This window comes from Prosthecobacter sp., assembly GCF_049294395.1.
GTDB lineage: Bacteria > Verrucomicrobiota > Verrucomicrobiia > Verrucomicrobiales > Verrucomicrobiaceae > Prosthecobacter.
In genome coordinates, this window is the sequence record NZ_JBAQCR010000107.1 from 18,793 (window position 1) to 40,129 (window position 21,337).

The 21,337-nt window shown below is 60.6% G+C and carries 19 protein-coding genes and 1 pseudogene; 18 read left to right on the forward strand and 2 right to left on the reverse strand.

The window, feature by feature from the left end; genetic code table 11:
- Window positions 1-31 precede the first annotated feature (31 nt).
- The 6 genes from WAW39_RS06625 (at window position 32) to WAW39_RS06650 (ending at window position 7,806) form a co-directional block, all read left to right on the forward strand.
- Window positions 32-1,498: a sulfatase gene (locus tag WAW39_RS06625; protein WP_422317029.1), complete on the forward strand. Its 1,467-nt coding sequence runs from the start codon at window positions 32-34 to the stop codon at window positions 1,496-1,498.
- A 38-nt stretch (window positions 1,499-1,536) separates the two neighbouring features.
- A complete protein-coding gene (locus WAW39_RS06630) occupies window positions 1,537-3,063 on the forward strand; it encodes a sulfatase-like hydrolase/transferase (protein ID WP_422317031.1) in 1,527 nt (508 codons plus the stop codon).
- Window positions 3,060-4,409 (forward strand): sulfatase, encoded by a 1,350-nt coding sequence (locus WAW39_RS06635; RefSeq protein ID WP_422317033.1) that lies wholly within the window; start codon window positions 3,060-3,062, stop codon window positions 4,407-4,409. Before WAW39_RS06630 ends, WAW39_RS06635 begins: the two co-directional genes overlap by 4 nt.
- Complete coding sequence (locus tag WAW39_RS06640) at window positions 4,406-5,746, forward strand: sulfatase-like hydrolase/transferase (RefSeq protein WP_422317035.1); 1,341 nt, start codon at window positions 4,406-4,408, stop codon at window positions 5,744-5,746. Before WAW39_RS06635 ends, WAW39_RS06640 begins: the two co-directional genes overlap by 4 nt.
- Before the next feature lie 84 nt (window positions 5,747-5,830).
- Window positions 5,831-6,172, forward strand: a complete 342-nt coding sequence (locus WAW39_RS06645) for a hypothetical protein (RefSeq protein ID WP_422317037.1) — start codon at window positions 5,831-5,833, stop codon at window positions 6,170-6,172.
- 74 nt (window positions 6,173-6,246) lie between these two features.
- Window positions 6,247-7,806, forward strand: a complete 1,560-nt coding sequence (locus WAW39_RS06650; protein WP_422317039.1) for a WD40 repeat domain-containing protein — start codon at window positions 6,247-6,249, stop codon at window positions 7,804-7,806.
- Window positions 7,807-7,811: 5 nt separating this feature from the next.
- Here WAW39_RS06650 and WAW39_RS06655 read toward each other — a convergent pair whose 3' ends face one another.
- Window positions 7,812-8,315 carry a hypothetical protein gene (locus tag WAW39_RS06655; RefSeq protein ID WP_422317041.1) on the reverse strand — a complete coding sequence of 168 codons (504 nt, stop codon included), beginning with the start codon at window positions 8,313-8,315 and terminating at the stop codon, window positions 7,812-7,814.
- Window positions 8,316-8,582: 267 nt separating this feature from the next.
- Between WAW39_RS06655 and WAW39_RS06660 the strand changes: the two genes are divergently transcribed.
- The 12 genes from WAW39_RS06660 to WAW39_RS06715 all read left to right on the forward strand — a co-directional run bounded on the left by WAW39_RS06660 (window position 8,583) and on the right by WAW39_RS06715 (window position 20,992).
- Window positions 8,583-8,741: a hypothetical protein gene (locus WAW39_RS06660; protein WP_422317043.1), complete on the forward strand. Its 159-nt coding sequence runs from the start codon at window positions 8,583-8,585 to the stop codon at window positions 8,739-8,741.
- Window positions 8,742-8,780: 39 nt separating this feature from the next.
- A complete protein-coding gene (locus WAW39_RS06665; RefSeq protein WP_422317045.1) occupies window positions 8,781-9,083 on the forward strand; it encodes a hypothetical protein in 303 nt (100 codons plus the stop codon).
- Between the two features lie 38 nt (window positions 9,084-9,121).
- Window positions 9,122-9,367: a hypothetical protein gene (locus WAW39_RS06670; RefSeq protein ID WP_422317047.1), complete on the forward strand. Its 246-nt coding sequence runs from the start codon at window positions 9,122-9,124 to the stop codon at window positions 9,365-9,367.
- Between the two features lie 78 nt (window positions 9,368-9,445).
- Entirely contained in the window at window positions 9,446-10,189 is a 744-nt protein-coding gene (locus WAW39_RS06675; RefSeq protein ID WP_422317049.1) for an RNA polymerase sigma factor, read from the forward strand.
- Window positions 10,190-10,197: 8 nt separating this feature from the next.
- Entirely contained in the window at window positions 10,198-12,051 is a 1,854-nt protein-coding gene (locus tag WAW39_RS06680) for a protein kinase domain-containing protein (protein WP_422317051.1), read from the forward strand.
- A 69-nt stretch (window positions 12,052-12,120) separates the two neighbouring features.
- The gene (locus tag WAW39_RS06685) at window positions 12,121-13,665 is read left to right on the forward strand and encodes a sulfatase (protein WP_422317053.1); all 1,545 of its coding nucleotides are present in this window, start codon (window positions 12,121-12,123) and stop codon (window positions 13,663-13,665) included.
- Window positions 13,662-15,302, forward strand: a complete 1,641-nt coding sequence (locus WAW39_RS06690) for a sulfatase-like hydrolase/transferase (protein WP_422317055.1) — start codon at window positions 13,662-13,664, stop codon at window positions 15,300-15,302. Before WAW39_RS06685 ends, WAW39_RS06690 begins: the two co-directional genes overlap by 4 nt.
- Window positions 15,303-15,306: 4 nt before the next feature.
- Window positions 15,307-16,002 (forward strand): family 16 glycoside hydrolase, encoded by a 696-nt coding sequence (locus tag WAW39_RS06695; RefSeq protein WP_422317057.1) that lies wholly within the window; start codon window positions 15,307-15,309, stop codon window positions 16,000-16,002.
- A gap of 16 nt (window positions 16,003-16,018) precedes the next feature.
- Window positions 16,019-16,984 carry a peptidyl-alpha-hydroxyglycine alpha-amidating lyase family protein gene (locus WAW39_RS06700; protein ID WP_422317059.1) on the forward strand — a complete coding sequence of 322 codons (966 nt, stop codon included), beginning with the start codon at window positions 16,019-16,021 and terminating at the stop codon, window positions 16,982-16,984.
- A 149-nt stretch (window positions 16,985-17,133) separates the two neighbouring features.
- Entirely contained in the window at window positions 17,134-18,306 is a 1,173-nt protein-coding gene (locus WAW39_RS06705; protein ID WP_422317061.1) for a sialidase family protein, read from the forward strand.
- Window positions 18,307-18,389: 83 nt separating this feature from the next.
- Window positions 18,390-19,535 (forward strand): sialate O-acetylesterase, encoded by a 1,146-nt coding sequence (locus WAW39_RS06710; protein WP_422317063.1) that lies wholly within the window; start codon window positions 18,390-18,392, stop codon window positions 19,533-19,535.
- A 41-nt stretch (window positions 19,536-19,576) separates the two neighbouring features.
- On the forward strand, window positions 19,577-20,992 hold the full coding sequence (locus WAW39_RS06715; protein WP_422317065.1) for a PQQ-binding-like beta-propeller repeat protein: 1,416 nt from the start codon (window positions 19,577-19,579) through the stop codon (window positions 20,990-20,992).
- Here the strand turns inward: WAW39_RS06715 and WAW39_RS06720 are convergent.
- Window positions 20,986-21,337 (reverse strand): annotated as a pseudogene (locus tag WAW39_RS06720) (MFS transporter); the annotation flags it as partial. The gene WAW39_RS06715 and the pseudogene WAW39_RS06720 sit on opposite strands and share 7 nt — an antisense overlap.

Below are 21,337 nucleotides of genomic sequence, written 5' to 3' on the forward strand. Positions count from 1 at the left end.
TTGGCGGCGCTGGCTTCGTTCGCAGAGGTTCATGAAATCTGTTTTCGCTTTGTTGTCCCTGGGTTTGGCGGCGGTGTCTGCTGCTGCTGAACCGTCACGCCCCAACATCCTCTTTCTCTTTGCCGATGATCAACGGTGGGACACGCAGAGCTGCGCGGGGCACCCCATTGTGCAGACGCCCACGGTGGACAGTCTCGCGGCACAGGGGGTGCGTTTCAGCAATGCACACGTCACCACGGCAGTGTGCTGGGTCAGCCGTGCGGTGGTGCTGACAGGCCAGTGGGCGCGGTCCCATGCGCAGCGCGATGCCATCCCCACCGTGAAACCTGAGGCGCTGGCCACCATGTATCCCGTGCTGCTGCGTGCGGCAGGCTACCGCACCGGACACATTGGCAAATGGCACATGATCTCGCCGCAGGGCTTCAAGCCGCAGGAGCAGTATGACATCTATGAGGCCATCGGCCGCAATCCGTATTTCAAAACGATGCCGGACGGCACCAAGCGCCATGAGACGGACCTAGTGTGCGACAAGGGAATCGAGTTCATTAAATCTCAGCCTAAAGACAAACCCTTCGCACTGAATCTCTGGTTCAATGCGGCGCATGCTGAGGACAACGACCACCGCCCCGGTATTGGCCTCTACCCCTGGCCGCAATCGGTCGATGGCATGTATGAAGACCGCTCCATCCCGCCCGCGCGTTTGGGAGATCCCGCCATCTACGAGGCGCACCCGCAGTTCCTCAAAGACTCCATCAATCGCGAGCGCTGGTTCTGGGGCTACGACACGCCGGAGAAATTCGAAACGAACGTGCGCGCCTACTACCGCATGATCAGCGGTGTCGACAAAGCCATCGCGCGTGTGCTTGCCGCGCTGAAGGAGGCCGGGCTCGCGGACAACACGATCATCGTCTATTCCGCCGACAACGGCTACTACCTCGGGGATCGCGGCTTTCAGGGCAAGTGGTCGCACTATGAGGAATCGCTGCGCGTGCCGATGATCGTCTATGATCCGCGCCTTCCCAAGGAGCAACGCGGCCGCGTGGTGGATGACCTCGTGCTCAATGTCGATTTGCCCGCCACCTTCATTGACTGGGCCGGAGTGAAGCGCCCGGACGCCTGCGAAGGCCGCAGCCTTTCGACGCTCATCGAAGGGAAGGGGAGCGACAAACCCTGGCGCACGCATTTCTTCTGCGAGCACCTCGACCTCGCGCCCACGCTCACTTGGGAAGGCATTCGCGGCCAGCGCTACGTGTATGCGCGTTACTTCGATCAGAAGCCTGCGTATGAGTTTCTGCATGATTTGGAGTCCGACCGCGATGAGCTCAAAAACCTCGCATCAGATCCCGCGCATGCCGAGGCCTTGCAGAAAATGCGCGCGCTGTGCGATGCTGAGATGAACGCACGTGGTGGACCGCTGCTGCCGATGGATCAGCGAGGTGCGCGCAAATTCACCCCCAATAAAAAAGGAGCGGTCAAAAAGGCCAAGGCCAAACAATAACTGGCAGGCGCTCTCAACCCTGTTTCCCCGACCCAACCATGAAAGCCCTCGTTCTCATCCTTTCGTCATTCTGCCTTTTGGCTTCGTCATTTGCCGCTCCTGCAAAGCGTCCCAACATCTTGTTTATTGTTGTGGATGACCAGTCACCCTTTGACTTCAAGTTCTACAACCCGAAGTCGCCGTTGCAGTCACCGAACATCGACAAGCTTGCGGCGGAAGGCATGGTCTTTGATTCTGCGCGGCACATGGGCTCGTTCAGCGGCGCGGTGTGCACGCCTTCGCGGCACATGATCATGAGCGGGCGCACCGTGTGGCATCTGCCCATCGGCCCCGGTGCCAAGGAGCACTGCCCGCCGAATCTCGAGCTGAACACGCTGGCGGCTGTCTTCAATCGCGCCGGGTATGACACCATGCGCACCTGCAAGCAGGGCAACTCGTATGAGGGCGCGAACAAGCAGTTCACCGTGCGGCATGATGCCACCAAACGCGGCGGTACCGATGAGACCGGCAGCACCTGGCATGGCGACCGAGTGATGGAGTACCTGAACGAACGCGAGGCGAAGAAGGACACCGACCCCTTCCTCATCAACTTCGGCTTTTCCCATCCGCACGACACCCGCGACGGCCGTCCCGAGTTGTTGGCGAAATACGGCGCGACCAATCATGAAGATCCCAACACGCTGCCTGCATTGAACCCCAAGCAGCCTGCACTTCCCGCGAACTACCTCCCCGCGCATCCCTTCAACAACGGCGACGCCAACGTGCGCGATGAAGTGGAAGTCAGCGGTGTGTGGAAGAACCGCGATGAAGCCACCATCCGCAACGAGATCGGCCGCGAGTCCGCCTGCAATGAGAACATCGACATCCAGATTGGCCGTGTGCTGGAGAAGCTCAAAGCCATGGGTGAGCTCGACAACACCTACATCGTTTACACGGCTGACCACGGCATCGCCATCGGCCGCCATGGATTGCAGGGAAAACAAAACCTCTACGAGCACACCTGGCGCGTGCCCTTCATCGTCAAAGGCCCCGGCATCAAGCCCGGCTCCCGTGTGCCGGGAAACATCTACCTGCTCGACATCGTGGCCACGCTCTGTGATATCGCCGGAATCCCCGCACCAGAAAGCAACGAAGGGCTCAGTTTCAAGCCGGTGCTCGAAGGTCAAAAGACGGCCATACGGGATGTGATGTACGGCGTCTACTGCGGTGGCACCAAGCCCGGCATGCGCTGCGTGCAGCAGGGCGACTGGAAGCTGATTAAATACGACGCCATGAACGGCGCCGTGCATGAGACGCAGCTTTTCAACCTCGCCGCGAATCCCGATGAACTCCTCAAGGAGCATGGCAGCAAAGACCCGCTGAAGACCAACCTCGCCAGCAATCCTGAGTACGCCACCAAGCTTGCCGAAATGGAGGCACTGCTCCTCAACGAGATGCGCCGTCTTGATGATCCTTATCGTCTTTGGAACCAGCCGGATGATGGACTGCCGCCAGTGCCGGAGCCTGCGCCGAAGGCCAAGAATGCGAAGAAGAAACAGGCCAAGCAGCAAGCTATCAAGCCATGAAGCCCCTCGTTCTCATTCTTTCGTCATTCTTCCTGTTAGCTTCGTCATTCGCTGCAGAGCAGCGCCCGAATTTTCTCATCATCTACGCTGATGATCTCGGTTATGGCGATGTCTCGACTTACCATGCCTCGGACTGCCGCACTCCGAACATCGACAAGCTGGCGGCGGAGGGCATGCTTTTCCAGAACATGCGGGCGAACTGCACGGTGTGCTCACCTTCACGGGCCGCGCTGCTCACCGGGCGCTTTCCAGATCGTGTGGGAGTTCCCGGTGTCATTCGAACGAATCCGGAGGACTCGTGGGGTTATCTTGCGCCCGGCATTCCGACGATTGGGAATGAGTTGAAGAAGGCTGGCTACCACACGGCGGTGATTGGCAAATGGCATCTTGGTCTCGATTCGCCCAACACACCGAATGAGCGCGGCTTTGACCTCTTCCATGGCTTTCTCGGCGACATGATGGACAGCTACACCACGCACCTGCGCCAGGGGCACAACTACATGCGCCGCAATGCGGAGGTCATCGACCCCAAAGGGCATGCCACGGACATCTTCGCGGGCTGGGCGGCGGATTACTTTCGTGAACGGGCGAAGGAGAAGCAGCCCTTCTTTCTCTACCTCGCTTTCAATGCGCCGCATTTCCCCATCGAGCCGCCGGAGGAATGGGTGGCCAAGGTGAAGGCGCGTGCGCCGCAGCTGGATGAAAAACGCGCGATGAATGCCGCGCTCGTGGAGCATCTGGATGATCGCATCGGGCAACTGCTGGCCGTGTTAAAAGAAACCGGGCTCGACCAAAACACCGTCGTTGCTTTCGGTTCTGACAACGGCGGCTCGTTACCCCATGCGCAGAATAATGATCCGTGGCGCGATGGCAAGACCAGCCACTATGACGGTGGCCTGCGCGTGCCCTTCATGGTGCGCTGGCCGGGGCACATCAAGGCAGGTTCACGCAGCGACTACGCAGGGCTGAACTTTGACCTTTTCCCCACTTTTCTCGAATTTGCTGGTGCGAAAGCTTCACCTGGCATTGATGCCATCAGCCTCGTGCCGATCCTCAACGGTGGCAGCATCGACGCGCCGCGAGATCTCTACTTCGTCCGGCGTGAAGGTGGTGCGGCCTATGGCGGCAAAAGCTATGAGGCCATCATCCGGGGCGAGTGGAAGCTGATGCAAAACACGCCTTACAGCCCGTTGGAGCTCTACAACCTCAAGAACGATCCGCAGGAGAAGACCAACCTCATCGGCAAAGCGCCCAAGGTTTTCAAAGAACTCTCCACCGCATTGCGCACGCATGTGCAGATCGGCGGCGCCACACCTTGGCAGAAGCCTGAAGCCCGCGAACCATGAAAAGCCTCCTCTTGATTCTTTCGACGTTCGCCATCTGGCATTCGTCATTCGCGTCGCAACCCAACATCATTCTCATCATGGTCGATGACTTCGGCTATGAATGCGTCACGGCGAATGGTGGTGAATCGTATCAGACTCCGAACATCGACAAGCTCGCCGCGAGCGGGGTGCGTTTCGAAAATTGCCACGTGCAGCCGCTGTGCACGCCCACGCGCGTGCAACTCATGACGGGTCGCCACAACGTGCGCAACTACATCAATTTCGGCACGCTGCTGCGCACGGAGACGACCTTTGGCAATCTCATGAAAGGCGCTGGCTATGCCACCGGCATCTGCGGCAAGTGGCAGCTCGGGCACGAGGTGGACTCACCGCAGCACTTCGGCTTTGACGAATCCTGCCTGTGGCAGCAGACACGCCGCCCGCCGCGCTACGCGAACCCCGGCCTGGAATACAACGGCGTGGAGAAAGATTTTACTCACGGCGAGTACGGCCCCGCGCTGGTGAACGACTTCGCGCTCAGCTTCATCACGAAGAACAAGGAGAAGCCCTTCTTTCTGTACTACCCGATGATCCTTACGCACAATCCGTTCCAGCCGACGCCGGACAGCCCGGACTGGGATCCGACGATCAGCAGCGAGAACAAGCAGCAGTCGCCCAAGCACTTCGCCGAGATGACCGCCTACATGGACAAGATGGTAGGCAGTGTCGTTGCCAAGCTCGAAGAACTTGGCATCCGCGACAACACACTGCTGCTCTTCCTCGGCGACAATGGCACCAACTCCGGCATCACCAGCCGCTTCAAAGGCGCGGACTACAAGGGCGGCAAAGGCAGCACCACATCGCACGGTACCCATGTGCCGCTGATCGTCAGCTGGCCCGCCGTGATGAAGCAGGGCCGCGTCTCCGCCGATCTGGTCAGCAGCACGGATTTTCTCCCGACCCTCTGCGCCGCCGCAGGTGTGAAGGTGCCTGAAGGCACCGATGGAGTGAGCTTTCTGCCGCAGCTCAAAGGAGAAGCAGGCACGCCGCGCGAGTGGCTCTATACCTGGTACTCACCGCGGCAGAGCCAGGATATGACCGTGCGTGAGTACACCTTTGACCAGCGCTTCAAACTGTATCGCACCGGCCAGTTCTACGATCTGAGTACGGATGAACTGGAGAAGCAGGATATTGCCGCTACCACGCTGAGCAGCGAAGCGACCGCCGCCAAGACCAAACTGCAAACCGCTCTCGACCAATTCAAAGACGCCCGACCCATTGAGCTTGATCGCGAGTTCCAATCCTCGGGCAAAGGCAAGGCTGCGAAGAAGGCCAGGAAGAAGAACAAGAAGGAGTAGCGCAATGAGTTCTGAAATTAATTCCAAGTCGACGCAGAGTTGGATCTCAGGCGGGTAATCCATTCATAACGATCCATCACTCCTATGAAACACTCCATTCTTGCCACCTTCCTCTTTGCCTGCCTGCTTTGCTCTGTGACTCAGGGCCAGCCCGCACCTTCTGTCCCCAGCCCAGCAGCTGTTCCTGAAGTTCAGCTCATGGGCACGCTCGAACAGCAAGTCGCCATCGGTGGTGAAACCACCGGCTGGGTGCTGCGTTACGGTGAAAAGCAGCGCGTGCAGGTGCTGCTGCCGCCGGCGGCTTTTGCGTGGATCAGAGATGGCGTGGTTGTTTCCGTCAGCGGCGTCCATGCCACGAAGCATTACCCAGAGCGCGGTGATGTGGCGGTCTTCATCGTGAAGAAAATCAGCGAAGTGGTGCAATGATTCATCCGTGGTATGTTTGAATCTGCTGCTGCGTGTGCTGCGGCTCTGTTCTGAACCTCATCCCGCCGCACCCGATGTCCGACAAAAAATGGCAGATCAAGTGCCCGCATTGCCAAGGCAGCACGCAGCTCAATGCGGATCAACTCAGTGCGCGGCACATGATCGGCGCCATGTCGGCGATGAAGGACCCGGCCAATGCGCGGCGCATGCTGGAAGACTACACCCTCGCCTGCCCGCAGTGCGACGCGCTGATGCCTTTTGAGCCGCGCAGTGAATACCGTCGACGCAAGGCGCTCGCTGTCAGCCGGCGTATTGAACGACTGATGGCAGAGATGGAAAGCCTCACGGGCAGCGAGCGCGACTTTCACGCGATGGCCGGCCAGCTGGGTGCGGTTGTCCTGCAGATGCTGGAGACGGACATGCCGCTCGAAACACTCTTCGACAGCGAGGACAAGCTGCTCTCCGTCTTTGCCGATGAAATCCGCAAAACCGATGCCGAGCCCAAGCGGCACCGCGCGTGGCGCTGGTTGCAGGAGACCTTTGCCATCGCCTGCTCCGGCATTGGCGAGCGTGATGATCTGCCGGCAGCGCCAGTCGAAGACGTGGAGGAAAAGCGGGAGGCCCTGCTGCGCTCTCTGGATGAGCTTCATCAGGAGCAGCGCCAGCCAGCGGCCATGGCTCAGTCAGCTCCCGCGCCTGCGGGAAAGGCGCAGGGAAGCCTGCGGTTTCAGTTCAAACGGGCGCATGACAACAACGTGGAGGCCTTGGCGATTTCGCGTGATGGGCGCATCGGGCTCTCCGTCGGCTGGAACTCTTTCGTGCGTGTCTGGAATCTGGAGACCGGCCAGGAGCTGCCGCCCTTGAAAGCGGACGGCAATTTTCTCACCTCCGTGATCTTCCTGGGTGATGAAACACGCGTGGCCGCTGCGGGTCAGAGCGGTGCGGTGTGGATCTGGGACCTGGCGAGCGGCCGGGTGATTCACTGCCTGCGCAAGCATTCCTTCACCATCTTCAGTCTCGCGGCATCGGCTGACGGACGGCTGTTGATCACTGGCAGCGGCGACGGCACCGCGCGGCTGTGGGACACGGTCAAAGGATCGCATGTGCGGAAGTTTGGAGGCTTCTTTGGAGGCACTCTCAATGGCGGCGTGGCGGCGGTGGCCCTGTCCCCTGATGGCGCGTGGGCGCTCACGGGTGGCGGAGACCATGCAGACACGGTCAAAGTCTGGGATGCCAGCAACGGACAGCTGGCCAAAACGGCCCACTTTCCCGAACGTGCAATCAGTGCGGTCGCTTTTATGTCCGTGCGCTGGAAGGCCCTTGTGCTTTCGGGGTCCAAGCTGTGCGTGATGGATGTCACGGAAGGCAAGATCATCGATCGCCTGGCGGATTCCAATGACGATTATTTCATGGGGTTCCAGCTCGCTTCCGGGGGCCAATGGGCGGCAGCTGGATCTGGCGCGGAGGTTTGTGTCATCGAAATGGGTGCCGATTCAAAGAGCAGCATCCGGCTACGCCTGCGCGGCCATGAGCCGGGCATGTCCATCAATGCCTGCGCAATTACGCCCTCCGGTGGACGTGTCATGAGCGGAGGACATGACTGCTCGGTGATGGTGTGGGACACCGGCCTTTGATGGCCTCAGTGGCACAGCACGCAGAGCACTGCCAGTCCCAGGCTGCCAGTTAGGAGACCCAGCGCGATCACTACGCAGCCAGACTTTCCAGACGACCCAGGGGCGGGTCCGATCATGAGGGTGCCACCCAGCTCAGTATTGGCGGAGCCGTACCAAAAGACCTTTTGCTTTTTGGTCATGTCTTCGTCCCATTTCAGGCTGGGCTGGGCATCCAGCAGCTTCTGGTATTCGGACGGCACCTGGGTCTCCGGTGACATGCGGCGGATCACGCTGATGAGATTGCCAAAGCAGAGAATCCCGTCGTCCCAGCTGTGAAACAAACGTACCGCCACCACGCGTGCGCGGATCTCTTCGATGAGCTTCGCGGCATCACGCAGGTTGCCCGCCTTGGCCAGCGCAGCGGCTTGATTGAGTTGCTCCGCCAGCCATTCTTCACTCGGTGAATCCACATGTCCGCGACTGGCGGAGTTGCAGAACCTTTGGCGGTCATCATCCCAGTCGTAAGCCATGATCAGTGCAGGGTGAAATCATCGGAGCCGGAGCAGCGCAGTTGTCGCTGGGTGATGATCCGGCACTGACACATGCCATCGGATAATCGACGGCGGTGCAGTCGTCAATCCACCTCCTGCAAACATGGGGCAGCCGTCTCTGCGTCACGAAGTGAAATTATTTTCAGGCCTCACGCAGAGTCGGCGCACGGACCGGTAATCCATCTGCAGAGAGGCAAATCAGCCGATCAAACTTAACCAACAAAATACAAACAACATCCGCATCCCATGAAAACGAAACTCATCCAAACCCTGCTGCTCCTTGTCACCGTCTCCTCCATCACCGGAGCCCAGGCCGGCGAGTCGCTCTCCGATCGCATCAAGGAAATCTGCAAAGACCCACCCCGCCCTCGTGGGCCCACCGCCGTCGCCGCCGTCCGCGGATAAGACTCATCACATCCCTCCACCCTTCAACCACTCCATCCCATGAAAACATCGATGCTTCACCTCTGCCTCATCACCGCCGCCACACTCGCCTTTCATCCGAGCGCCCACGCTGACACATGGATCCGCCCGCTGCCCATCAGCCCGCTGCCTCTGTGTCCGCCACCCATCTACCCGGCCCCCACCCCCGAATTGCCCAAGCCATGCCGCCCCTGCGTGCCGCTGCCACCTACCGCTGATCCCTGGGATCAGCTGGCAGTGACCGGGACAGACGAGGGGTGCGTCAGGCTTCCGGGGAAACCCACCCGTCCGTCTCTCACCAGCACATCCATGATTCCTGCATGAACCGCCCCTGCATCAAACCACCTATTTCTCTACCCATTATGAAAACATCCTTTCATCTCGCGCTTCTCCTGCTTGTCAGCCTGAACGCATCGCTCTCAGCAGCGGATTCCGATGACAAGCTCGACGCCGCCAAGAAACTGGTGGAGCGCATCAGCGAGGCGCAGCCTCCACGTGAAACGGGCAGCGGGCGCACGCCGGAACAGGCCATCAAGGAATACAAGGAGTCTGGCAGAGCGCCCGGCATCCGCCTGGAGGTCCACCCGGTGCCGCCGCCTGCTCCCTGAGAGGCCGCGTCAAACACAACGGCAAGCCCGGTTCCATGCGGGCTTGCCGTTTTCGTTTTGCCTCGTAGCCTGCGCGGCATGAGCAACGACGGCGAGATGTTTCCGCAGACGCGCTGGTCACAGCTGGCGCGGCTGAAGGACGGTGATGAAACGACCAAGAGCGAAGTGCTCGGCACGCTGTACCAGCTGTATCGCAAGCCGGTGCTGGCCTATCTCGCGCGGCGTGGCTTTGGCCATGAGAAGGCCGAGGATCTGGTGCAGGACTTCTTTCTCCACTCCATGCAGCATCAGTTGTTTGAAAAGGCGGAGACGGCGCGCGGGCGTTTTCGCGGCCTGATGCTTTCCGCTTTGCAGCATTACGCCGCCAATGCGCACCGGTATGATCAGGCGCAGCAGCGGCGGCCAGCGGGCGGATTCATTTCCGCAGATGAAGTGCTGGAAGAAGGCGGCAGCGCTGCGGTGATGGGTGTGGACAACCACACTCCGGAGGATGCCTTCACCCAGTCATGGGCGCGCATGCTCCTGGCACGTGTGGTGGACGCTCTGGACCGCGAGTGCCAGGCCACTGGCAAGCAGACACACTTCAGCATTTTCAAACGCTTCATGCTTCTGCCCATTCTCGACGGCGTCGCGGCACCCTCTCAGCGCGACATGGCGGCCGAGTTCGGACTCACCGAAAAAGAGGTGGCCAACCGACTCGTCACCGCACGGCGCGCCTACCAACGGCTGCTGCGCGAGGAGATCGCCCAGTATGCGACGGACAGCGATGAAGTGGACGCGGAGGTCCGCGATCTTTTCGCCGCGCTCAGCCGCCCCGCCTGAATTCCGCCATGCCACCTGATGCCAACTCCCGCAGCCTGCGCGATCTGCTTTCCGCCTTGAAGCGCGGGCTGATGGACGCACGGGAAGCGCGTTCGGCGGTGAAGCCGGACGGCTCGGTGATCGCGCGCTTGGAGCGCGGTGATGCAATGGAGGCAGGCGGGCTTGCGGACTTGCTGGGGCTGGACAGTGCCCGGCAGGGTGAAGCCGAACTGCTGCAGCAGTTTCAGCGCGAGTGCCGGTTTTTGGAGGAGGTGCCGTTTCAGCCCGGAGCGTGCATCGGCGGGACTTATGAGGTGCTCAAAATCCTGCATGGCGGCTTCGGGCTGGTGTATCTCTGCCGCAGCCTCGGACCAGAAACCTATCAGCGTGGGGACTCGCTCGCCGCATTGAAGAGTCCGCTGCCGCAGCATCTGACCGACCCAGATCTGTGCGAGCAGTTCGTGGCGGAAGCCGTGAACTCCGTTGCGCTCACACCGCATCCCAATCTCGTGCTCGCCTACGGCGTGGAAATGCACAACCGCATTCCCTTCCTCGTGATGGAGCACATCACCGGCGGGCGCACCTTGGCGGAGGAGATCGCGAAGGGGCGCACGGACTGGCGCAGCACGCTGCAGCATGGCCTCGGCATGGCACGGGGTCTTGCGCATGCCTTCAAAGAAGAGCAGCTGGTGCATGGCGATCTGAAGCCTGCCAATGTGCTGATCACCGCCGATGGCGTGGCGAAGGTCAGCGACTTTGGGCTTTCACTCACCGGAGGCGATACGGGTCCTGCGGGACTCATCGCCGGTACGGACGGCTTCATGGCTCCTGAGATGATCGCGCGGCGCTCCGGCCGCAGCACGGCGGCGGACGTGTATGCCTATGGCGTCACGCTGCTGTGCGCGGTGCTGGGTCATTTTCCGGAGGCAGCACGCCCTGCAGAGCTCTGCACCGCCGCCCGCATGCCGGAGCCGCTGGCCGCGCTGCTGCGCGAATGTCTCGCCGTCGATCCTGCTGCACGGCCCGCGAATTTCCAGGTCATCGCTTCGCGCCTTGAGGACATGTTCACCTCGCTGCTCGGAGCACCGCCTCCACGCACGACGGCTCCTGATTCACCGCTGCAGACGGATGCTATGGTCAATGCCGCGCAGACCTGGCTCAATCTCGGTCAGCCGCGCAAAGCCCATGCCGAGGCTGAACGTGCGCTGCGCCTGAACCCCGCGAACTGGAAGGCGCATCAGATTCAAAGCTGCATCCACATGGAGAGGCGTGAGTTCGACGCCGCATTTCGCAGTGCCGCGAAAGCCCACCAGCTGGCCTCTGACGAACCCGGCCCTCCGGCCAATCTCGCGCAAGCCGCGATGGGTCTTGGCCGCCGTGAGGATGCTTTGAGCTGGCTGGATCAGGCGCTTGAGCTTGCCTACGAATCCAACCGCATGGGCGAACTCGACGGCACCTCGCATCTTTGCATCGAACTTTTGCCCGCAGAGCAAGCCTGCAGTGTGCTGGATGCCATCGTGGCTTCTCAACCCGGCGCAGCGATCACTTGGAACAATCGCGCGATCCTCATGCGGCGCATGAAACAGCCCGAAGAGGCGCTGGCCAGTGCCGACCGCGCCATTGCCCTCAATGCCGCCTATGCCAAGGCCTGGGTGAACCGCGCCAATGCGCTCATTGAGCTGCACCGGTTCGCGGATGCGCAGACCTCTGCCTCCAAGGCGCTCGATCTCGATCCCTGCCTGCCGGGTGCCTACTGCGCCAAAGCCACGGCACTGGCCCAGCTCAATCAGCTTGCTGAAGCCCGCGCCGTGATCCGCAGCGGCCAGTCCATTCTTCCTGCCGACCCGCTGCTCCAGAAAGCAGCGCAAATGTTTGCACGGTGATCCCGGCTGCGATCAGGCATGCTCCTTCAATTTGCCGAAGGAACCTCTCCTGCGCATCGTTCCCTCGGCATGCGCCAACCAGCAGCCCTCATCCTTTCGTCAATTTTAGTTTTGGCTTCGTCATTCGCAGCAGAGCCACCTCCAAACATCCTCTTCGCCATCGCTGATGACTGGGGTCCGCATGCGAGTGCCTATGGTACGCCGTGGGTGAAGACGCCGAACTTTGACCGCGTGGCGAAGGAGGGGCTGCTCTTCAGCCAGGCCTACACGCCGAATGCGAAGTGCGCGCCTTCACGTGCGTGCATCCTCACGGGGCGCAATTCATGGCAGCTCAAAGAAGCGGCGAATCACATCTGCTACTTCCCACCGGAGTTCAAAGGCTGGGGCGAGGCCCTGGCGGAGAAGGGCTGGAATGTGGGCTACACCACCAAGGGCTGGGGCCCCGGCGTGGCGGTGGATGCGAATGGCAAGCCGCGCCAGATGACGGGCACGCCCTACAACAAGCGCAAAGCCGAGCCACCCACACCCGAGATCCTGAACTGCGACTACGCGGCGAACTTCAGCGACTTCCTTAATGCCGCACCGGCTGACAAGCCCTGGTGCTTCTGGTATGGCAGCGTGGAGCCGCACCGTGGTTATGAATTTGGCAGCGGGGTGGCGAAGGGCGGCAAGAAGCTCTCCGACATCGATCACGTGCCCGCCTACTGGCCGGACAACGAGGTGATCCGCAATGACATGCTCGATTACGCCTTTGAGGTGGAGCACTTCGACAAGCACCTCGGGCGAATGATCGCTGATCTGGAAAAGCGCGGCCTGCTGGATAATACGCTCATCATTGTCACAGCAGATCACGGCATGCCCTTTCCGCGAAGCAAAGGCAACGCGAACGTGCAGGCCAACCATGTGCCGCTGGCGATGATGTGGAAGAAGGGCATTCTGCAGCCCGGTCGCACGCTGGCGGACTTTGTGAGCTTCGTCGATCTCGCGCCCACTCTCATCGAAGTGGCGGGCATGAAGTGGGCGGACACCGGCATGGCGGAGTCGCCGGGCCGCAGTCTCATGGATCTCTTTGCCAACAAGCCCGCACATGTGCGCGATCATGTGCTCATCGGCAAGGAGCGCACCGACGTGGGCCGCCCGCATGACTGGGGCTATCCGATTCGCGCCATCGTGACGAAGGACAGTGTCTTCATTGAAAACTTCGAGTCCACGCGCTGGCCTGGTGGCAATCCGGAGACCGGATACTTGGACTGCGATGCCGGAGCTACGAAGAGCTTCATCCTTGATGCGCACCGAAAGAATCCCGCCGATCCTTTTTGGCAGCTTTGTTTTGGATTGCGCCCGGGCGCTGAGTTCTATGACCTCAAGTCCGACCCCGATTTCGTGAAGAACTCACCCGCTGACCCACGCGCCACTGCCATGCGTGACCAGCTTCACGCCGAGCTCAAAGCACAGGGCGATCCGCGCATGTTTGGTCAGGGCGAGATCTTCGACAAATACGAGCATGCCTCCAAGGCGAATGTGGGCTTCTACGAGAAGTTCATGAGCGGCAAGCCCATGAAGGCTGGATGGATCAACCCCAGCGACATTGAACCCAAGCCCGTCCTGCCATGAGATTTACTTTTCTGCTCATCCTTGTTTCGTCGTTCATCAGTCTGCATTCATCCTATTCGGCTGCGCCGAATATTCTGTTCATTCTCTCCGACGATCACAGCTACCCGTTCATCCACTGCTATGGACGTGAGGAGATGAAGACGCCGAACCTCGATCGCTTCGCTGCTGAGGGGACCATGTGCCGGCGCATGTTCACGGGTGCGCCGCAGTGCGTGCCTTCGCGTGCCACGATTATGACCGGCCGCTCGCCGGTGGCCTGCCGCATCACGCGGTTTTCATCGCCGCTGCCACGGGATGAGATCACCTTTCCGGAGATTTTGCGGAAGGAGGCGGGCTACTTTGTCGGTTGTTGCGGTCGCACGTATCATCTGGATGGTTCGGGGCGCGGTCCGGAGGCATCCGCGCAGGTGTTTGATGAGCATCACCTGACCACCTTCAAGGATCGCTTCAACTACGTCGATGCGAGCGGTCAGGAGAATGTACCGGCGAAGATGAATGAGTTCTTTGACCAGCGGCCGAAGGACAAGCCTTACTTTCTTTGGGTTGGCTTCAGCGATCCGCATCATGCCTGGAACACCGGCAAAAATCCGCCTGACCCCGCGAAGCTCAAGGTGCCCGGTTTTCTGCCGGACCTGCCTGGCGTGCGCAGCGATCTCTCCGCCTACGAAGGCGAGATCGAGCATTGCGACGGCGACTTCCAGCGTGTGCTCAACATCGTCAAAGAACGTGCCGGACTGGAGAACACGCTCATCATTTTCATGGGAGACAACGGCATGGCTTTCCCCAGCGGCAAAGGCTCGCTGCATGATCCGGGACTGAACGTGCCGCTGCTCGCGTGGTGGCCGGGTGTGATCAAACCGGGCGGCGACTCCAGCGCGCTGATCTCTGGTGAGGACATCGCGCCCACCTGCCTCGAAGCTGCCGGACTGCCGGTGCCTGAGCGCATCAGTGGCGTGAGCTTTCTGCCGCTGCTCAAAGGCGCGAAGTTTGAAAAAGAGCGCCAGCACATCTTCGCCGAACGCGGTCCGCATGGCAGCGCCACCTTCAATGAAAGCACCACCGCCAGTGGCGTGGACTACAGCCGCTGCGTGCGCAGTGCGCGCTACAAACTCATCTACAACGTCACCCCGAACCTGCGCTACGCGCCCGTGGACAGTGCGGGCGACCCGAGCTGGAAGGACATCGTCAAAGCACACGAGGAAAAGACGCTGGCCACCGAGTTTGAAGATCTCTGGTTCACCAGTCCGCGCCCGGTGTATGAGCTTTACGATCTGAAGGAAGACCCGAATGAGCTGCACAATCTCTACGGTCAGAAAGGTCTGGAGGAGGCCACGATGGAGCTGAAGACTGCGCTGCAAAAGAAGATGATCCTCGACTTCGATTATCTGCCCTTGCCCATCGCTGGTGAGGCGAGGACCAAGGGCAAAGCTGCTGCCAAGAAGGATCCGAACCGCGCCGAGCAGTTCAAGAGGCTCGACACGGATCACGATGGAAAGCTCAGCCGTGAGGAGTTCAGCGCCAAACGCGATCCCGCCGATGCCGCCGCGTGGTTCAAAGCCCGTGATGTGGATGGCAACGGCTCCATCGACGCCGCCGAATACACTGCCAGCACTGTGCCCAATCCACCCAAGCATTGATGTCATGAAACGAATCCTCATCTTCCTCACCCTCGGCTTCTCCCTCCGCGCCGATTTCATTACGCCGCTCTTCTCCGACGACTTTTCTCGTGATGAAGCCACACCGGGCAAGGAGGACATCGGCAACGGCTGGACCAGCAACAGTGCGTGGCGCGCCAAGGGGCATCAGCAGGTGGATCTCATCGACGGCTACATGCACGTGACCAAGCATGCCGAGGCCGATCATGGCGTGGCCATTTTTCACGCGGCTGAGTTTCAGGACGGAATCGTGCAGCTGAAGTTCCGGCTTGGTGAAGGCGATGATCTCGGTGTCGATTTCGTGGATCGTGAGCTCAAGACCGTGCATGCGGGCCATCTCTGCATCGCACGCGTGACCAACAAGGCGGTCACGCTCACGGACTCCAAGACCGGAGGCATGGACAATGAGATCCGCGCCCGCCGCGAGAAAGGCGACAAGTCACCTGAACTGGCCGCGCTGCTCAAATCCAAAACCAAGTCCTTCAAGCTCGACCTCAAGCCCAACGAGTGGCACAGCATGAACATCAAGATCGTCGGCGATCAGATGACCGTCCGCATTGACGATCTGGAAGCTGTTTCCTTCAGCAGCGAAGGCATCGCTCACCCCACGAAACGCATGATCACCTTGGCCGTGAACAAGTCGGCGGATGTGGATGACGTGAAGGTTTCGAAGTTGAAGTGAGTATTTTACTCCTTCCATGCGCTTCATTTTTTTCCTCGGTCTCTTCGCCACGGCTGCTTTGGCGCAATCCCAACATGAGGTTGTCCTTGGCTGGCCGCAGTTGCCGGAGGGGCATGTGCTCGGCCTTTGTGCGGGGGTCGGTGTCGATGCGCAGAACCGCGTGTACGTTTTTCATCGCAGCGGCCGGGTGTGGTCCAAGCCCTTTCCCAAGGAGCCTATCGCTGCGCCGACCGTGAGCGTGTTCGATGGCGCGACGGGACGGCTTCTCAGCAGCTGGGGGGCGAACCGCTTCATCATGCCGCATGGGCTGACTGTGGATCTTGAGGGCAATCTCTGGCTCACGGATGTGGGCCTGCATCAGGTTTTCAAGTGTTCGACGACTGGCGAGGTGCTGCTCACCTTGGGCGAGGCGGGTGTGCCGGGCAGCGATGACAAACATTTCAATCTGCCTACGGATGTGGCGGTGCTGGCAGACGGCTCCTTTTACGTGAGCGACGGCTACCAAAACACGCGCGTGATGAAATTCACCGCTGACGGCCGCTTTGATTTTCAATGGGGCACGAAAGGCCGTGGGCCGGGCGAGTTTCATCTGCCGCATGGCATCACCGTGGATGCGCAGGGACGCGTCATTGTCTGTGACCGCGAGAATGAACGGCTGCAGGTCTTCGATGCGAAGGGGGCATTCCAGCATGAATGGAAAGGCCCGCAGATCGGCAAACCGTATGGCATTGCTACTGCTCCTGACGGCCATCTGTTCGTCATTGATGGCGGTTCTCCCTCCTTGAAGCCGCAGATGCGGGGCAAGGCGGTGGAGCTGGATCCCGCAGGGCAGGTGCTTGACACCTTTGGCAGCCATGGCAAAGCAGCTGGGCAGTTTCAGCTCGGGCATGACATTGCAGTTGGCCCGGACGGTGCGGTGTATGTTGCTGAAGGAACCGGTGCGCGGGTGCAAAAGTTTGTGCGTAAGAAAGCAGCGGAGTGACAGTTGCCTTGTTGCTGTGCAACAAGGAAGGGCACCTGTTCCACAGGAACAGGGCAACTTTGTGCTGCCGCATATCTCTCGCTGGTTCGGTGTTCGGACCAAGGGTTTGCTGTGAAAGCAAACAGAGCGCTCGCGTAATCTATAGCACCATGACCAACCGCCGCCGCTTTCTTGCCACCACGACCTCCGCACTTGCCTTTCCCTTCATCGCACGTGGAGCCGCGCCGACGGCGAAGATCATTGAGACCAAGGTAATCTCCCAGCAGCCGGAGTTTTATCATGGCTGGCCTACCGTGGTGCGCAGGCAGAATGGCGAGCTGTGGGTCTCGTGGTCCGGTGGCCGTGAATCGCATGTGTGCCCCTTCGGGCAGGTGCATGCCATGACCTCGCGGGACAACGGCGCCACCTGGACCTGGCCGCGCGTGCTGCTGGACACTGCCACGGATGACCGTGACTCCGGTGTGCTGGAAACTGCGAAGGGCTCGCTCATCGTCAGCACCTTCACCTCGCTGGCCTACGAAGATCATTTCAAGAAAGCCAGCACCTTTGCCGAGCACACGGACAAGGGCTGGACTTCCAAAACCATGCCGCAGGAGCAGTTTGTGAAGTGGAAGGCCGCGCACGAGCGCCTCAATGATGAAGAGCGCAAAGCGGAACTCGGCGAATGGGTGATCCGTTCCACCGACGGCGGCAAGTCCTGGTCCACTCGCATCCCTACCATCGTGAACAGCCCGCACGGCCCCATCCAGCTCAAGGATGGTCGCCTGCTCTATGCCGGCAAGCAGCTCTGGACCGGCGATAAAAAGGTCGGGGTGGCGGAGTCGAAGGACGACGGCCAAACCTGGCAGTGGCTGGCGGAAATCCCCACACGCAAAGGCGACAACGCAGTCAGGTCGTATCACGAACTGCATGCGGTCGAGGCCGCCGACGGCACGCTCATCGCGCAGATCCGCAATCACAACGACGCCAACAAAGGCGAGACGCTGCAGACGGAATCCAAGGACGGCGGCAAGACCTGGAGCGAGCCGCATGGAATCGGCGTGTGGGGCCTGCCCTCCCACCTGCTGCGCCTGCGCGATGGCCGTCTTGTGATGACCTACGGCCACCGCCGCAAGCCTTACGGCAATCAGGCGCGCATCAGCAGCGACAACGGCCAGAGCTGGAGCGAGGCCATGATCCTCTCCGGCGATGGCATCGGCGGCGATCTCGGTTATCCCAGCACCGTCGAGCTGGCCGATGGGACGCTGCTCAGCGTTTGGTATGAGACGATGAAGGAGCCGAAGCTGGCGGTGCTGAGGCAGGCGACATGGCGGATTGAGTGAGGGAGGCTCAAGGAGGAGCGCGCGGGATGAATTCCGTGCGCCTTGTGCAGCATCACCGGCCCGCGCTACCTTCCGATCCTGCCATGAAATGTTTTCTGTTCTTGTCTGCCTTCCTCGTCGCGCTGTGCAAGCTGCATGCGCAGACCCCACCACCCGAAGCCGCGCCTGCCCAGCTCAAACTCAACGCACCGCTCGATTACCAGGTCTTTCAACGCAGTGATGCTCGCCAAGGGAGCATCACGATCTCCGGCGTGTTTGCACAGATGCCCAACGAGGTATTGGTGCGATCCGTGGTGAATGGACAAACCAGTGGCTGGACACCGCTCAAGGTAGCGATCAATGACTTGTCATTCAGCGTAGGATATGAACTGCCCGCCGGTGGCTGGCACCGGCTCGAACTTCGCACCAAACTGAATGGCAAGGTGATCGAAGAAGCGACGGTCGGACACGTCGGCATCGGTGAGATTTTTATTGTCGCCGGTCAGTCAAACTCGGCGAACCACGGTGAAGAAAAGCAATCCACGCAGACGGGTCGTGTCTCCGTCTGTGATGGTCGGCGCTGGCAGCTTGCGAACGATCCGCAGCCCGGCGCCAGCGGCCAGGGCGGCAGTTTCATGCCGCCGCTCGGCGATGCACTGGTGAAGAAATTCAATGTGCCGGTCGCCTTCATCCCCTGTGGTATCGGAGCGACCAGTGTGCGGGAATGGCTGCCGAAAGGAGTGCCGTTTCCGCAACCTCCAACGATCGAATCCCGTGTGCAGAAGCTCCCCGGCGGTCAGTGGGAAAGCAACGGCACGGCCTATGCCAGATTGCTTCAGCTCATGCAGGGCGCCGGCCCGCATGGCTTTCGCGCCGTGCTCTGGCATCAGGGCGAGAGTGATGCGAACCAGAGGGACCCAAATCGCACCTTGCCAGGAAAGCAGTATCGCGAGTATCTGGAAAACATCATTGCCAGCTCCCGCCGCGACATCGGCTGGCAGGCCCCGTGGTTTGTCGCACAGGCCAGCTACCATGTGCCAGGAGATGAAGCCTCCCCCGACATCCGCTCGGCACAGGCATCCTTGTGGCGAGACGGCATCGCTCTCGCAGGGCCGGACAGCGATGCTCTCAAGGGCGAGCTTCGCGAGAGACACGGCAAGGGCGTGCACTTCAGCGGCGCAGGCCTGCGTGAGCATGGCAGCCGTTGGGCCGCTCAAATCATCCCCTGGCTGGAGCGGGAGTTGAAATGAAGTGTTCTGCGCGAAAGACTCGGGCCTGCCGCCCGCTTCTTATGTCCATGTTCCTGCGCCACTTTCTGTTCTCCACGCTTCTCATCACAACCTGCCTCGCCGAATCCAACTGGCCGCAGTTTCGGGGTGAGGGCGGGCTTGGGCTCGGCACGGGGAAACCGCCGGTGGAGTTCGGTGCGGAGAAAAATTTGAAGTGGCAGGTGGAGGTGCCGTTTGGGCATTCGTCTCCTTGCATCTGGCAGGACAAGATCGCGCTCACAGGTCTCGATGGCGGCAAGCTGGTCACGATTTGTCTGAGCCGGAAGGACGGGCATGAGCTGTGGCGTGCGGCGGCTCCGGCGGAGAAGGTGGAAGGCGCGCACCGCATCGGCAGTCCTGCCACACCGACGTGCTGCACGGATGGCGAGCGCTTGATCACTTACTTCGGCTCTTACGGCGTGCTGGCGTATGACTGGAACGGCAAGGTGCTGTGGCAGAAGCCGCTACCTCCGCCGATCGTGGAGTTTGGCACCAGCGCCTCGCCCATCATCGCGGATGGAAAGGTAATCATCGTCGCGGATCAGGATGTGGGCAGCTACATGATCGCGCTGGATGTGAAGACGGGCGCTGAAGTGTGGCGCGTGGACCGCAGCGAATTCCGCCGCAGCTTTTCCACGCCATTCATCTGGCGGCATGATGGCATTGAAGAACTCATCGTGAGCGGATCGCTCAGGACGCGCAGCTACGATCTCAAGGACGGCAAATTGCGCTGGTCTGCCAGTGGCATGGCACGTGTGTCCAACACCAGCCCCATTGCGGTGGGGGATGTACTGATCGTCTGCGGCTGGAATGCGGGGGGTGATCCGGATGACCGCGTAGAGATGGAAACGCATGAAGCCTTCCTTGCCGTGAATGACGCCGACAAAAACGGTTTGCTAAGCGAGAAGGAGTTTCCTGAGGGACCGCTGCGCGACCGCTTCACCATCATCGATGCGGACAAGAACGGCACGGTCAACCAGGCCGAATACGATGCCATGCGCGACATCTTCGCCAAAGCGGCGAACCAGCTCTTTGCCATCAAGGCCGGAGGCAGCGGCGACATCACGGACACGCATGTGATCTGGCGGCAGACGAAGCAGCTGCCGTATGTGTTTTCTCCGGTCATTGCGAACGGGCGCGTCTTCACCGTGAAGGGTGGCGGGCTCGCCTCTGCGTATGATGCGAAAAGCGGCAGCCCGATCTTCCAAGCAGAGCGGCTTGATGCTTCCGGCGAGTACTATGCTTCTGCGGTAACTGCTGATGGGCGCGTGTATGTGACGTCGCAACGCGGTGTGATCTCCGTGCTCGATGCGGCGAGCGACACGCTGAAGGTGCTGGCGAAGAATGACCTCAAAGCGCCTGTGTTTGCCTCTCCTGCCATTGTCGATGGTGTGATCTACGTGCGCACGAACAAGCACTTGTGCGCGTTTGGTCACTGAGAGATGCGCTCATTTCGAATCAGCAGCCAAAATATGGCGGCAATGATGTAAAGCGCGCCAAAGCCTGCCAGCACGGCATTCCAACCGCCAGCGTGGGCGAGCAGCCAGGGCACGAGGATCGGGAATGCTGCGGCGCCCAGATTGCCGCACATGTTGGTCGTCGCGCTGAGCGTGGCCACATGGGGGCCGCCGATGTTCATTACGGTGGCGCCGAGGCAGGGATTGGCCGTGGCAGCGCAGAACATGCCCGCGCTGATCACCAGCACGGCGATGACCGGATTCGCGACAAACCAGGCGCAGAAAATCAATCCGGCACACAGCAGCAGGGCGGTGGCGGTCAGACCC